Consider the following 14,158-nt stretch of genomic DNA (forward strand, 5'->3'; position numbering starts at 1 on the left):
CCTCAGAGCCTGCGGGGAGGGGATTAAGGGGTGGGGTTTTTCGGGTTTAATAAGTAATCAAACGGACATGATATAACTCCTAACTCTCAACTCTTAACTCCCAACTCTCAACTCCTAAACAACCTTGTATACTGCGTTTGATGCTGCATACTTGCTAGAGATAAACTCCAACTCCAACAGGCTAGTTGTTCGTCTTCTAAGGCTAGAATTTCTGATGCCATATTACTAATTAATGGTTGCAGTTCTAGTAATAACTGCTGTCCTGCTGTTTGCCCCAATGGAATCAGTTTGACGCCAGCTGTAATCAAATTACTTAGCCAACTGTGCAGATATGCTAATAATCCGACTTTGATGTTAATCTGCCAGTGGGCAAGGGCAATGCCAAAAGCGATGGCATAATTGCAAGGATTACCTACAGAATTTGTTATGGATAAAACTTCAGGTTCTAGTTTACCAAGTAATTGGATGAGCGATCGCCCCATTTGCCAACTTGAGGTGCGTAATTCTTCTGTTTCTCTGGCAGCTGATAACCACAGATTCCAAGAGGATAAAGATTCTATATCACCTATTTTTGCAGATTTCTCAGCTCGCGTCATTATCGCCGCCTCTAGCCTAATCGCCCCATAAGTTAACTGTGCTGTTAGCCAATGTTGGAGATGTTCCTGGTTGGCGATCGTACCATTTTCTATCAATGTTTCCAAGCCTTCAGAATAGCTATATGCTCCCACAGGCAAAGCAGGGCTAGCTAATTGTAAAATATTCAAAAAACAACTATCAGTGAGCGTGATGGTGTTGTCCATAAGCTCCTAATTCTGGCTGAAACGGTAAAATTTCTTCTTTAACTTCTAATCCCAGTTGTTCTAGCATTGTGCGTAAAACTGCATCTGAAGACAAACGTAAATAAGTCGGGGTAATTTCTACAGGTACGTGGCGATTTCCTAAATGATATGCAGCCCTGAGTAATAAAAGCGGTGTTTCAGCCAAGGCAGTCATCACTAGTTCTGGTTTAGCAGTAATTCTCATTAAATTATTACTAGCTTCATCCTGGAGAATATCACCATCGTGTAAAACAGTTCCTCTCGGTAAATGTAAAAATACAACCTTCCCATCTTCGGTTTCAAAACGATGACGACTACGGGTACGTTCTTCTGCTGTTAGCGCCAGAGTCAAACTGACTGCTGTATCATAATTGGCTGGCTTGATTTGGGTAAATGTCAGCATCAGAGTTTCGCCTGTTCTAAAACCATTGAATCATTATCTTACCTGTTTTATGGTGAGGTAGTGGTGAGTGATGACTGATGACTTATAAATCAGGATTTATTTTCCCTTGTCTCCCTTGTATCCCTGCTGTTAATTACACAGTCTTACAGATAGAATAAGTAATTTTTTGGTATTAGGTATTATTAGTATCTGAACATTAAATTTTGAAAAAATTTATTGACCAATAAAAGCAAATTGCTTTATAGTTATGGAATGAAATAAATAGTGATTTTAAAAATAAATATTGCAAAATGACAAGTTTTTACCAGCAATTTAATTGGTAAGTTTTTGCATATTTATTTTGTGTCACATCAACGAGCAAATATTTATCCATAAATCTTTCTCGCTTTGGAATTTTATCGAAGCAAAGGTGTTACAAGCGAGATATTTTCAATTTTTGAGTCCTCTGGTAAGAATTATGAGGTAGATTATGCGGATTTTGATGATTCAACCCAATTATCATTCCGGTGGTGCGGAAATCGCTGGAAATTGGCCACCAAGTTGGGTTCCTTATGTTGGTGGGGCACTGAAGACAGCTGGCTTTAGTGATATTTGCTTTTTTGATGCCATGACCGATTATATTCCTGATGATGTTTTAGCAAAAATGATTGCTAAGCATCAGCCGGATGTGGTGTTGGCGACAGCAATTACACCAATGATTTACCAATCAGAAAAAACTCTGAAGATAGTTAAAGAAGTTTGCCCCCAAGCTAAGACAATTATGGGTGGGGTTCATCCTACCTATATGTATAATGAAGTTCTCCATGAAGCTCCTTGGGTTGATTATATTATTCGGGGAGAAGGGGAAGAGATTACAGTTAATTTGATTAAAGCCATCGCTAATGGTACTGTAGAGAGCGATCGCCGCAATATTTTAGGTATTGCTTTCCTAGAAGATGGGCAAGTCATCGCTACACCAGCCCATCCGCCAATTGCTGATTTAGATACCCTGACTCCAGACTGGGACTTGTTAGATTGGAAAAAATATATCTACACTCCTCTGAACGTGCGGGTAGCGGTTCCGAACTATGCTAGAGGATGTCCATTCACCTGTCGTTTTTGTTCCCAGTGGAAATTCTGGCGCAAATATCGTTCTGGAAGTCCGAAGAAATTTGTCGATCAAATTGAAATTTTGGTGAAAAAACACAAAGTTGGTTTTTTCATTCTTGCTGATGAAGAACCAACCATTAACAAACCGAAATTTATCGACCTTTGTAATGAATTAATCGAACGCAACTTGGGTGTTTACTGGGGAATTAATACACGGGTAACAGATATATTGCGGGATGAAAAAGAATTACCTCTTTACCGCAAAGCCGGATTAGTTCATGTTTCCTTGGGTACAGAAGCAGCAGCACAACTAAAGTTGAATTTATTCCGCAAAGAAACGACTATCGAACAAAACAAGCGGGCGATTCAACTGTTAAAAGAAAATGGTATGGTTGCTGAAGCTCAATTTATCATGGGTTTAGAGAATGAAACCCCAGAGACAATTGAGCAAACTTATCAGATGGCTTTGGATTGGAAAACAGACATGGCCAACTGGAATATGTTTACACCTTGGCCATTTTCCGAGTTATTTGAAGATTTAGGCGATCGCGTAGAAATTCGCGATTATTCTCAATATAACTTTGTGACACCAATCATGAAACCAGACGCAATGGAACGGGAGGATGTTCTCAAAGGAGTACTGCGAAACTATGCCCGTTTTTACCTGAGGAAAACCATTGAATATTGGTTTGTCAAAGATCCCTTTAAACGCAAGTATCTTTTAGGTTGCTTGAAAGCTTTTGTGAAAACCACTCTCGACAAACGTTTTTACAACCTCAAGCGAATTAAGTACAAAGGTCTACACACCGAAGTCGAGCTTGGTTTTGATGAATCAAAGATTCTCACCCGCGAACAAATCACCAAGCGCCAGCAAGAACACCCAGAACTGATGGCAGATGTCAATTTCACAGGCAATATTTCTGCCTGCGGCGCACCTAATGAACTGCCAGAATTTGTTGAGGAAGAACAAGTTTCCAAAAAGTAGCCATACAGTTCAAATAAGAGCAAAACACTTGCAATACGGTTTGGGGGAAAGGGGAAAGGGTAAAGGGGAAAGGGGAAGGGGTAAAGGTTAAAGGCTTCCCCTTTTCCCAACTTCTCTTAGAAGTCTATCCTTTACCCCTTATCCCTTAGCCTGAACTGAACTGTATTGGATTAAAGCGTTGACCGTTGACGGTTCACAGTCAACAGTTAACAGTCAACTATCAACTGTCAACTGTCAACAATCTTCTATGAAATATTTTTTACTTGGAAGTCCTCCTACAGTTGTCGCACCACTGGCTGACCATCTTTGACTTCACCAACTAAAACTAAATCGACGCAGTTAACAAAGATTCCATTTTCCAAAACACCGGGAATATTATTCAAAGTTTTTTCTAAATTGACTGGGTCTTCAATAGAGTCAAATCTGACATCTAAAACAAAATTCCCTTGGTCTGTGATGACTGGGCCGGCTTTTTTAACGCCCATACGGAGTTCTGGTTTACCACCGAGTTTTTTAATAGCATTGGTGACAGGAGTAATTGCCATTGGAATCACTTCCACCGGTACAGCGAAACTAGAACCCAAGCGGTCTACTAACTTACCAGCGTCTACGACAACGATAAACTGTTGTGCTAGGTAATCTACGACTTTTTCGCGGGTATGTGCTGCACCACCGCCTTTAATCAAATTTTTCTGAGGATCTACTTCATCAGCGCCATCAATGGCAATATCGATGTGGTCAACAGCGTCCAAGGTGGTGAGAGGAACACCATATTCCTTTGCTAGCACTTCTGACTGAAAGGAGGTAGGTATACCAACAATATCTTTGAGTTCGCCAGACTTGAGGCGATCGCCAAGATACTGAATTGTGTATGCTGTAGTTGACCCCGTACCCAACCCCACAATTGAACCGGACTTTACTAAGGCGGCGGCGGCTTTGCCAACTTCTTGCTTCATCAACTTTACGGGATCTGCTGCTGCGGTCATTCCCAAAACTCCTGAAAAACTGACTATAGTCCATAGTAGTGGGCAGACAACACCAAAAGATGAAAGCTAAAAAACAAGTTTTTGCTGATTTCTACTTCCTGAATGACCAAAACAAGTTGCCGTAGGTAGCTACGCAACATTGATGACTCTAAATTCGTCACTAGCTGAGTTACTGGTGATTGAAAACACCAAAATAGATGTGTAATCTCAGTAATGTAGTTTTTTAAAGCGAAAAGTGGTTATTATGATGCGTCGCCTTTCAATTACTTTATCTTTAGTAGCACTACTACAAAACTTGCCAGCAATTGCTCAAACTCAAGTCCCAGAAACTACTTCTCAAACATCATCAGATTCCATTCAACAGGTAATTGCTGCCAAATGGATGACAAATTTTGCTGATGGCAATTTTTATCCAGAAAGGTTATTGAGTAGAGCAGAATTAGCGACGATTATGGTGAAAGCATTTCGCCTAGACAAAAGACAAGGCGCTAACAAAGAAAATTTAGTGATTCCAGATGTTCCTCGGTCTTATTGGGCATTTAATGATATTCAAACGGTGTTAAAAACTGACATTATGAAAGGTTATCGAGGGAATCAATTTTTTCCTAACCAAAAGGTAACTAAAGCAGAAGCTTTGGCAATTTTCGCTCAGGCTTATGGCGTATTTCAGTTTTCGGATGATGTTGTTAATGAAATTCTGGCTGTGTATCCAGATGAAAAGTCTATCCCATCTTGGGCGAGAAAAGCGATCGCCACAGTAGCTACTGAAGGATTTCTCAATACAGACGCTCAAAACAATATTTCCCCATTACAGCCTGTAACCCGTGGCGACATAGCTTATGTCTTAAGTAAATATTTGCAACGCCAAAAGCAACAACCCGAAACACCAGAGGTTCCAATTATTCCCAATAGCGAACCATCTCCTTAGCAGAATTCAGGAGTCAGGAGTCAGGAGTCAGGAGTCAGAATTCAGGAGTCAGAATTCAGGAGTCAGGAGTCAGGCTTTTAAATTGCACAATCACTCATAAGCTTGATTGATTGCTAACAATCAACACTCAACACTCAACAGTCAACAATATCACCTTTGATTCTGACCTCTACGTTTTTCTAGAATATCGAGGAGATATGAGGCAGTGGAATTTGGTCGTTGTATTGGCTGCTGTGAGCCATAATTTCCATAGGTGGACTGTGGTACTTGTGTCGGCTGCTGTAAGCCATAACTTCCATAGGTAGGCTGTGGTACTTGTGTCGGCTGCTGTGAGCCATAACTTCCATAGGTAGGCTGTGGTACTTGTGTCGGCTGCTGTAAGCCATAATTCCCATATCCTGTGGAATTTGTGGGTGGAACAACAGTTTGATTCGGATTTTGGCTGGAGTATGGTGTAACAGAGTTGACTGAAGGCACTATTGGTGATTGAACACCATTTAAATTACTGTAGGGATTTGTCTGCAAGTTTGTACTGCTGGGAGTGTAATTTGCTCCAGAATTTAATCCAGTATTTGATATTTGGCTGGGTAAGCTATTTAACGGTAGTGTCGATGTTGTTTCTCTATCAGATACCCGCCCTAAAGTATTTGATTGATTAGCATTCATACCTTTAACACCAGATAAATTTTGGTTTGTCGATTCGTTGAGTGCTGCTTGTAAAGGGCTAATGGAGACGGAATTTTGATTTTTGTTAGTTTGATTAGTTAATTCAATTCCTAAGCCAGAAGATGTTTGTTGATTGTCTGTTTCTGAGATTCCATTTAATGAAGAGTTAATACCGATAAAGTCGTTATTTTTATCAGCTATGCCAGTACGCAATAAATTTTCTGTTTGTGTAATAAATGGATTTTTAATAGTTGGCGGTGGTTCAGAATTAACTGTTATTACACCAGATTTTGATTTATTATCATTCAGAGATTTTTGTTTATCAATTAGCTCATCTAATAGGGTTTTAGTCTTGCTTTTTCCAGTATTTTCCTGAGAGTTATTTGTTGTTGGTGGCAGAGCTGCTTCGTCAAAGTCATTAAACAATACGGGCAAATTATCAATATCCGCTGCAATAGCTTTGTTTTCTTGTGATAGTGAGGAGTCAACAGGCTTTTGTGAAGCTACTTCTTTTTTTTGCTTATAAACAAAAATATCTGGGTTTGACCAGTATTCCCAAGTTACTAGCCCGACTACAGATAAAAAGATTGCAGTTATCCAAAAGCTTGGTCGCCCTAGATTCCATAACCTAGCTCTAAGATAACGTAAGTAGGCGGGAGGATAATGACGCTTTGGCATGGGATTAGTAATTGATATTTACTAGAAATGGTTAACAATTGAGATCGGCAGCGTTGTTATCTGATACTTTTGCCTTTTTAGTCAGCAAATATCTCAACTGAAGGTGGATGCTCTAATTTCATCGTAACTGTTCAATAACTTATTAGTCATTAGCAATTGATATCTAGTAGTCAAAAATTTACGTTTCAATTCCCTTGGGGAGAGGGAATAGCAAATGGGCAACAGTCATGATTCCCACAGCCATTGCACCCCACCCCTTAATCCTCCCCGAAGTTCGGGGAGGAGACACAAAGCGTAGCTTTGGCGGGCTGCGGTTTTTCAGGTTTTATAAGTTAATACACTTCAGATAAGCCTGTTTTTTTCTTTCCCCTGTTTCCCGTTCCCTGTTCCCTGTTCCCTTACCTTCACAGAGGATCTTTCTTAACCCAAGCGTATTGTTTTATAAGTAATCAAGCGGACATGATATTATGTAGAGCCTTGGGTATTTTGAAGTGTCTGGGTAAATTGGCGACAAATGGCAGTTAGTTAACTAATTATTAATTCGTAGACACAAAAAGACTTTTCACCCAGTCCCCAGTTACCAGTCCCCAGTCCCTTGCTGTAGAGAAGATTGCAACAACTCTCGCATAGATGTAGCCTGCACATTATTAGGGAACACAGTTAAAAAGTCATTCAGGTCTTGGATTGCTACACGGATATCTAAGGAAGCACTTTGAGATAAGGTGTATCGATATAACTGCTCTGCTGGTTGATGATATTGAGCAACCAAATAGTAAAGAGCTAAGTTAAAGCTATTACGCCAGTTTTTCGGATCTTTTTCGTAATGCTCTTTAGCAAGCTTCATTGCAAGCGCTAAGTCAGTTCGTGCTTTATCTGGTTGGTTAAGAGCTAGGTAAGTTAAAGCACGCCCATACAAATACCAATCATCTTGATAATTTGAGTTAAGTACAATGGCGCGGTCTAAATTTTGCGGTGCTTCATGGTAGCGATGCATTCTTTGGTAAGTAAAACCCCTAAATCCCGTGGCTCGTTTCCATTGGAAATTGCTATCAAGCTCAATAACACGGTTAAAGTCTTGTAATGCCTCATTGTAACGTTGCATACACCGATAAGTATCAGCGCGACTAGCGATCGCCCATACAGAATTGGGATCGAGTTGAATGGCCTGGTTTAAGTCTTGCAGTGATTCAGGGTAACGTTGCAGAAAGCGGTAAATTACACCTCGGTGTGCCAATGCCCATTGGTCATTGGGATCAAGTTCAATGGCATGATTAAAGTCATGCAGTGCTTCTTGAAAGCGTTTCATGAGGCGGTAAGCGATACCGCGATTGGCGATCGCCCATTGATAATTTGAGTTAAGCTCAATAACACGGTTAAAGTCTTGCAGTGCTTCTTGGTAACACTGCATTTGGCAGTAAGTCATACCTCTAACTGTTAAATACTCAACTTCTTGAGGCACTAAATTTATCGCCTGGGTTAAATCTTCTAAAGCTTTTGAGTATTGATTAAATTGAGAGTAAATATAACTACGCCAATCTAGAGCTACTGCACGCCATTTGTCCTCAAGACTAGCATCGCTCAACAGTGTTGTGAGCATTTGGGCAGCAGCTTCATAATTTTTGTCTTCATAGGCTTTTAACCAATTGGCTAGTTGCTCTCCCCAACGCTGAACTTCAGCAGAGTCCACATCTTTACCAGCCTGAAGCATTGTTTGTGCCCAATGTTGGGCAAAAGTGCGCTGATTTTTGAGAGCAGCAAGGAATTCATTGAGACCAATAGGTAAATACTTTTGTGGTGATTGGCATAAGCGGTGATACAAAACATTGAGCTTATGGCTTTGCCAAGTTTTATCGCGCCAAGCTTTTACTTCTTCCAATTGCAATTCATCACCTAGTGTGTCGTAATAGTTTGCCAACTTTCCATGTATCTCACCCCAACTTTGCGGCGATGAAAGGCGCTTGTGGCGTAACATTTGGGTTTTCACAACATCATGATAAGCCCAGCCATCGGTACGTTCGTTGACAAAGGATGTTTCTTTGAGCCAAGCAAATAGCTCATCTGCTTCTTTTTCTCCCCTTAATAGAGCTATCACATCTCGATTCAAACACCGAGGAATGGCAGCATCGAGAGCAACTTCTCGCCGCTTCCAGTCATCAACCCATTTTAAAAATCTTTCTACAGCACTGCTGCTAGGCTCAAATACTTGGTTGGGGTCATTGGGATGAGCATCTGCTAGCATTCCCACTAGTAAAGGCAAATTCCCAGAAAGACGTAAAATCGTTTCTACAACCTGACTGTTAGTAATGCCTTTGCGAATTAGATATTGTTGCGCTTCTTCTTCTGTAAACGGTTCCAATGGGAAACGAACTATTAACCCTTCATAAGGTGCCCAATGATTTTTATCTAATTCCTGGCGACCGGCAATAGTTATCAATATATTGAGAGACACTTCACCGTAGCGTTCGTCCAAAATTTCCCGCAGCCAGTTATCTAGGAATTCTCCCGTGCGTTCGTAAGTATCAAAAAACAAAGCAATGGCAGTTTTCTCACAAATTTGAAAAATATCCTGCAAAAATAGTGGGGTCAGCACTTCTTCAGGTTCTTGAACTAAGCGCACCTCATCTTTATTGGTAATTTTTTTTGCAATATATGATGCCCATTCTCCCGCTTGGCTAGCCAAAGCATCCTCATCTACAAAATCAAATACAGCACCACTAACGGGAACTCGACGCGCTAGACGCACGCCTGTTTTGACCATAGTTTTGCCGACAAACGCCGAAAAACCTTGAGGAGCTTGGGGATCGGTTTCTAATTCGTGGCGCTTTTGACGGTAAACTTTATAGCGTTCTGTAAACTGCGATAGTTTATAACCTTGGCGTTCTAACTCCTGGGCTAAACGCCCCATGACTTCTGGTAAAGTTTTCTCAGCTTCATCGATGTAAGCCGAGATAATTTTTGCTTCATCAGCAATTTTGCGAAACTGGCGTAACAGTGTACTTTTACCAACCCCGCCTTCTCCCCAAACGTTAAACAAAAAACGACGGCGGTCATCCTCTAACGGTAAAGCTAAGTTTTCACGAAATTGGTTTACCTGGTCTTCACGACCTACAAAACCCGATTGTTGACGTTGCTTAAGAATATCTTGTAGACTCTTGGGCTTGTTTTGCGGGTTCATTACCAGATTTAACTTTGAGGCTTTAATGTTTACTGGATAACTACTAAATATGCAAGCTGTATTTCGGAATTTATCAGACTTTTTTTAAGTAATTTTGGCGCGTAAGTTTGATTTAAGCTCAAAGTTGACCTTCTGAGGTGAATGTAGAATCTCGTCGCCTTTAGGCAGGAGAATGTTTGATTTTCCTATTATTTACTAGTAAAGTCTCAAAGGTGGAGACCGAAAACTTTTCACTTGTCAAGGCCTTCGTGGAAGCAAGCCAAGGCAGCACCGACAGTTTCAGCTAAAATACTAATGAGGCGATATAGAGCGATCGCACTAAATACTAAGGCTGCTGGAAATTGGTGTCGTAAAAGTTCATAAGCAGTGGCTTCAAACACACCCAACCCACCAGGCGCACCCGGAATCACTAAACCTAGCAACCAAGCGCAACTAAAAGCGCCTAACAATAAAGGAATTTGACTCCAGTTAAGAGAATTGAGCGCAAATACAGTTAAAATAAACCCCACGCCACGCAAACTCAAAAAGCCCAATTCCCCTAATAAAGGTCGCAGGGGATAGCGTTTAATGCTTAAAACCACACTTGGCTGAGTATTAACATCGGATTTTTTTGCTTTGAGTTTGTATAAAAAGCTAATGGCTGGATTTAAAAATCGGGGATGAACTGCACAAAGCACCACAGCTAAACTCAGCAATTGTACAAGTCGTATCACAACAGTGGTATTGTTAGCAGCAAATTGACTACTGAAGAGAATAATTAAGATTAAAGCAGCCGTCGCCATCAGTAGCGGTTCCAGCAAGACGCTTAAGGTGGCTGCACCGGCAGAAACATTGGCATTTTTGGCGGCGAGAATTCGTCCGTAATAATGCCAAATGTTACCTGGTAAATACTTAGCAATATTAGTTTTTAGGTAAACTTGGATGAACTGGGAAGATGACACTGGTTGATTTAACTCTTGCAAAACCCAAGTCCAAATCCAGCCAGCCCAGGTATGCGCCAGTAAAGTGACGAATGTAGCGATCGCCATAATTCCCCATCCTACCCCATCAATGTGGATAGCAGTGACTTGAACCCAATTATCTTTCAAGGCTTTCCCTAAAAAAAATAGTGTTCCGCCTAAAATTATCCAACGTAAAAATTGCTTCATGAAATTAGTAATTTAACGGTTAGGCTAACAATAGCCAAATACTTCAAATCTTAATATATATCAGCTACATATCCAAGAGATTTAAAAATACGAAAAATATCTTTGTATTTTTTTTTACGAAGATAACTGCATATTATTTTATATCTCTCTAGAGTTAGATAAAAATATTATTCTTGTGTTAATTAAAATGTGGCCTGCGCTAGAGGTAAAAGTCGTTTTATTCTTCCTATCTTTAATAGAGGTTATTCAAAAATTAACCAACTAAACAAACCACAATAACGTACTGAACAATACCAATGATTCAGCTAAAACTTCTACTTATTAATATTTTGGTAAGGAGGACTACGTGAAAGCTGCGATCGCCTTTTTTAAAAAACTACGACTGCGCCAAATATTAACAATTTTTCTTGCAGGATTATTGTTGATAGTTAGCACTGCTTGTAGTACAGGGAATGCTCAAGGTGCAAATCCACAAAATCCTGCTGTACAAGCAGGTGGAGCCAATAATCCTTATAAGAATGGTGGAGACAAATACACTAGAAATCCCGATTCCAAAGTAACGAACCTCAGAAACAACCAAGACCGCGACCAAGCTAGCCTACAGCCAAGCTCATTATCGATCGCTACAAATGTTGGAAATAGAGATTCGGAAATACTTTATCCTGGTGCTGAAACACCAGTAGGTCGAATCAAGAAAGAAGCACAATTGCCACTTATCACAGACGAGAATTTCCAACAACCAGAACCAGGTGGTTTGATTCAGAACGAACCCAGTGTAGGAACTCGCGTTAAAGAACGTCTTGGAACTGTGAAAGAAACTGTTGAAGAAGCTTCAGATTTTTTGAAAGACAAAGGAAATGAAGCAAGTGCTAGACCGGAATTACAACGAAATCCAGCCTTAGGCAGATAGAATTCTGATTTTGTCTTTTGAAATAGATTGCAAACGCTCACTTAGTTGAAGTTTAACTTAGTCACAAAAATGCAAGGAGTAGAAATATGAAAAAAGTAGGTACTTGGTTGAAAAACATTCGCCCATTGAGAATTTTAACTGTTTTTTTAGCGGGCATGTTCCTATTTGTGACACAAGCTTGCGCTGCTCCAGGAGTAGCAACACAGCCACCCCAGCCTCGTGACCAAGCACCGAATGTGGAACGATACGATCCCACAAAAGATTATCCTCTCTCTTCACCCTCTGGCGGGATAAATAACTTTAGTGATGTAGATCCCAGAGCGCAAGATGAAAAGGCAATTAATGATAAAGCTGATGCGCTGGTGAGAAATGCTCAGAAAAACATTGAAGAGAAAGGAGTTAAAAATCCAGCAGAAGCTTTCCAGAATCTTCAAAAAACACCCGTTGGCGATAAACTCAAAGACGTTGGTGAAAATCTTGGCAGTTCAGTTCAAGAAGTCGGCGAAGGTGTAGCTAAAGGGACTCAGCGAGGAATTGAAAATATTAAGGGTAATACCCAGAATGCTGCCGAAGATGTAACTAAAAATGTTCAGCGTGGAGCTGAAGATGCAGGTGACGCCGTGAAAAGAACAGTGAGAAACATTGATTAAAATTAGTCAAAAATAGTTGTTAAACTGGTGGAAAAAATCCAGTTTAACAAGAAACAATAAACGCACCGCTCGTCATAATTCATAGTGAATTTTGACGAGTTTTAATTTCAAAAACTTGGTGAATAGGTATCAGAATTAAAAACAAAACCTACCTTTGCAGGTTTTAAAACTTGAATTTTACCTTAGGTGTGAAGGCAGGCTTTGTCTGTATATGGCAGTGCTAAATCATTCGTGAAATCTTGCTGTTGTTGACAGTCAACAACCACTACTAAAATTTTTCACAACTCAAATAAGATTGCTATGGCCAGGAATTCTATTCGCTTTTTGTTTTAGTCAAATACCAATTCTGTAGTGCTAGCCGTTGAACTTCCCGCCAGGGAATGTTATGTTTTCGGGCTAATTCTGCACAATCTTCATATTCTGGCTGCACATTAGCAATAACTTTTTCTAGCGATCGCTCTTTCCATGCCACTTTAACGCGCACTTTACCATACTCAGTTTCCACTTGCTGAATTTCTCGCGGTAAGATGGCGCGTTGCTGATTAGTTCGCCGAATACCCAATGTTGTGGTTTCGCGGAATATAACCGCTTCACAACTGAGTAAATTTTCTGGATGACAGATAACACTCAACAAAATTCCCGGACGCGATTTTTTCATGGCGATGGCCTGAGTAAAAACATCCAGCGCACCAGCCGCAAACAAAGCCTCAAACACATAGCCGATGGCCTGAGGATTTAAATCGTCAATTTGGGTTTCTAGTACAGATATAGTTTCCACATAGGCGCTAGTATCCTGATAATCGGACAAATTTGAGTCTAAAATTGCGCTTTCGCCCAGCCAGAGGCGTAAAATATTGGGGATGGGTAAATTTATGGTTCCTGCTCCCAATCCTACTTTCTTGATAGCGATGGGGGGCGGCGAACCAAATTCTCTAGCTAAGGTAGTGGCGATCGCGGCACCCGTTGGCGTCACTAGCTCTCGTTCAATGCCGTTGCTATAAACTGGGCAACCCCGCATCTCCCACAGCTTTAATACTGCTGGTACTGGTACAGCCATTTGACCATGCGCCGCCCTCACAGTACCGCCGCCCGTCGGGAAGGCCGAGCAGTACAGTAAAGGTAATCCTTCTTCATTGCTCTCAATCCCCAACCAATCCAACCCCAAGCAAGTACCCACAATATCCACAATCGCATCTACAGCACCTACCTCATGAAAATGAACTTTTTCAGGAGAAATGCCATGCACTGCCCCTTCTGCCACTGCTAGCTGCCGGAATACCGCCAAACTCCAAGCTTCTGCCCGTGGTGGCAAACCCGCTTGGAGAATCATCTGTTCTATTTCTGGCAGATGGCGTCCGTGATGATGAGTGTGTTCGTGGTCATGATGATGATGATGGTCTACTAAATCCACATGGACTTTAGTCGCCTGCTGACCATTTCGTTGCACAAGTTCTGCTTTTAACTCATATTCCCGTTCAATTCCCAAACCATTGAGTTTTTCAATTAAATACTCCACAGGAACACCCAAACTCACCAAAGCACCCAGACACATATCCCCGGAAATTCCTGTAGGACACTGAAAATAAACAATTTTATTCATAGTTATTAGTCATTAGTCATTAGTTATTAGTCATTGGGCAAAGGGGAAAATAAAGATCCCTCCTTTTACCTTTTACCTTTTACCTTTCCCCAAGGCGTTGCCATCTCCCCCCAGTCCCCATT

At 40.8% G+C, this 14,158-nt stretch carries 11 protein-coding genes; 4 read left to right on the forward strand and 7 right to left on the reverse strand.

Annotation, left to right across the window (positions count from 1 at the left end):
• Nucleotides 1-107 precede the first annotated feature (107 nt).
• Both GNE10_RS21520 and ureE read right to left on the reverse strand, forming a co-directional pair.
• Nucleotides 108-800, reverse strand: a complete 693-nt coding sequence (locus GNE10_RS21520) for an urease accessory protein UreF (RefSeq protein WP_185566904.1) — start codon at nt 798-800, stop codon at nt 108-110.
• Entirely contained in the window at nt 775-1,221 is a 447-nt protein-coding gene (gene ureE, locus GNE10_RS21525; protein WP_185566905.1) for an urease accessory protein UreE, read from the reverse strand. Before ureE ends, GNE10_RS21520 begins: the two co-directional genes overlap by 26 nt.
• Before the next feature lie 469 nt (nt 1,222-1,690).
• Between ureE and bchE the strand changes: the two genes are divergently transcribed.
• Complete coding sequence (bchE, locus tag GNE10_RS21530; protein ID WP_185566906.1) at nt 1,691-3,295, forward strand: magnesium-protoporphyrin IX monomethyl ester anaerobic oxidative cyclase; 1,605 nt, start codon at nt 1,691-1,693, stop codon at nt 3,293-3,295.
• A 275-nt stretch (nt 3,296-3,570) separates the two neighbouring features.
• Here bchE and rpiA read toward each other — a convergent pair whose 3' ends face one another.
• Nucleotides 3,571-4,281, reverse strand: coding sequence for a ribose-5-phosphate isomerase RpiA (gene rpiA, locus GNE10_RS21535; RefSeq protein WP_185566907.1), 711 nt, complete (start codon nt 4,279-4,281; stop codon nt 3,571-3,573).
• A 247-nt stretch (nt 4,282-4,528) separates the two neighbouring features.
• Between rpiA and GNE10_RS21540 the strand changes: the two genes are divergently transcribed.
• Nucleotides 4,529-5,209, forward strand: coding sequence for an S-layer homology domain-containing protein (locus GNE10_RS21540; RefSeq protein WP_185566914.1), 681 nt, complete (start codon nt 4,529-4,531; stop codon nt 5,207-5,209).
• A 150-nt stretch (nt 5,210-5,359) separates the two neighbouring features.
• On the opposite strand, the gene GNE10_RS21545 is transcribed toward GNE10_RS21540, so the two are convergent.
• The 3 genes from GNE10_RS21545 to GNE10_RS21555 form a co-directional block, all read right to left on the reverse strand.
• Entirely contained in the window at nt 5,360-6,553 is a 1,194-nt protein-coding gene (locus tag GNE10_RS21545) for a hypothetical protein (protein WP_185566908.1), read from the reverse strand.
• Between the two features lie 577 nt (nt 6,554-7,130).
• Nucleotides 7,131-9,728, reverse strand: a complete 2,598-nt coding sequence (locus tag GNE10_RS21550; RefSeq protein WP_185566909.1) for a tetratricopeptide repeat protein — start codon at nt 9,726-9,728, stop codon at nt 7,131-7,133.
• A 230-nt stretch (nt 9,729-9,958) separates the two neighbouring features.
• Nucleotides 9,959-10,876, reverse strand: a complete 918-nt coding sequence (locus GNE10_RS21555; protein ID WP_185566910.1) for a lysylphosphatidylglycerol synthase domain-containing protein — start codon at nt 10,874-10,876, stop codon at nt 9,959-9,961.
• Nucleotides 10,877-11,222: 346 nt separating this feature from the next.
• Between GNE10_RS21555 and GNE10_RS21560 the strand changes: the two genes are divergently transcribed.
• Entirely contained in the window at nt 11,223-11,786 is a 564-nt protein-coding gene (locus tag GNE10_RS21560; protein WP_185566911.1) for a DUF6658 family protein, read from the forward strand.
• 86 nt (nt 11,787-11,872) lie between these two features.
• Nucleotides 11,873-12,436, forward strand: a complete 564-nt coding sequence (locus GNE10_RS21565) for a hypothetical protein (protein WP_185566912.1) — start codon at nt 11,873-11,875, stop codon at nt 12,434-12,436.
• Nucleotides 12,437-12,749: 313 nt separating this feature from the next.
• Here GNE10_RS21565 and larC read toward each other — a convergent pair whose 3' ends face one another.
• Nucleotides 12,750-14,036, reverse strand: a complete 1,287-nt coding sequence (larC, locus tag GNE10_RS21570; protein ID WP_185566913.1) for a nickel pincer cofactor biosynthesis protein LarC — start codon at nt 14,034-14,036, stop codon at nt 12,750-12,752.
• Between the last annotated feature and the right edge of the window lie 122 nt (nt 14,037-14,158).

The organism is Nostoc sp. 2RC (genome assembly GCF_014222165.1).
GTDB lineage: Bacteria > Cyanobacteriota > Cyanobacteriia > Cyanobacteriales > Nostocaceae > Nostoc > Nostoc linckia.

Excerpts from the sequence above, each read along its gene's own strand:
- GNE10_RS21520 (WP_185566904.1), bottom strand. The coding sequence starts at position 800 with ATGGACAACACCATCACGCTCACTGATAGTTGTTTTTTGAATATTTTA.
- ureE (WP_185566905.1), bottom strand. The coding sequence starts at position 1,221 with ATGCTGACATTTACCCAAATCAAGCCAGCCAATTATGATACAGCAGTC.
- bchE (WP_185566906.1), top strand. The coding sequence starts at position 1,691 with ATGCGGATTTTGATGATTCAACCCAATTATCATTCCGGTGGTGCGGAA.
- rpiA (WP_185566907.1), bottom strand. The coding sequence starts at position 4,281 with ATGACCGCAGCAGCAGATCCCGTAAAGTTGATGAAGCAAGAAGTTGGC.
- GNE10_RS21540 (WP_185566914.1), top strand. The coding sequence starts at position 4,529 with ATGCGTCGCCTTTCAATTACTTTATCTTTAGTAGCACTACTACAAAAC.
- GNE10_RS21545 (WP_185566908.1), bottom strand. The coding sequence starts at position 6,553 with ATGCCAAAGCGTCATTATCCTCCCGCCTACTTACGTTATCTTAGAGCT.
- GNE10_RS21550 (WP_185566909.1), bottom strand. The coding sequence starts at position 9,728 with ATGAACCCGCAAAACAAGCCCAAGAGTCTACAAGATATTCTTAAGCAA.
- GNE10_RS21555 (WP_185566910.1), bottom strand. The coding sequence starts at position 10,876 with ATGAAGCAATTTTTACGTTGGATAATTTTAGGCGGAACACTATTTTTT.
- GNE10_RS21565 (WP_185566912.1), top strand. The coding sequence starts at position 11,873 with ATGAAAAAAGTAGGTACTTGGTTGAAAAACATTCGCCCATTGAGAATT.
- larC (WP_185566913.1), bottom strand. The coding sequence starts at position 14,036 with ATGAATAAAATTGTTTATTTTCAGTGTCCTACAGGAATTTCCGGGGAT.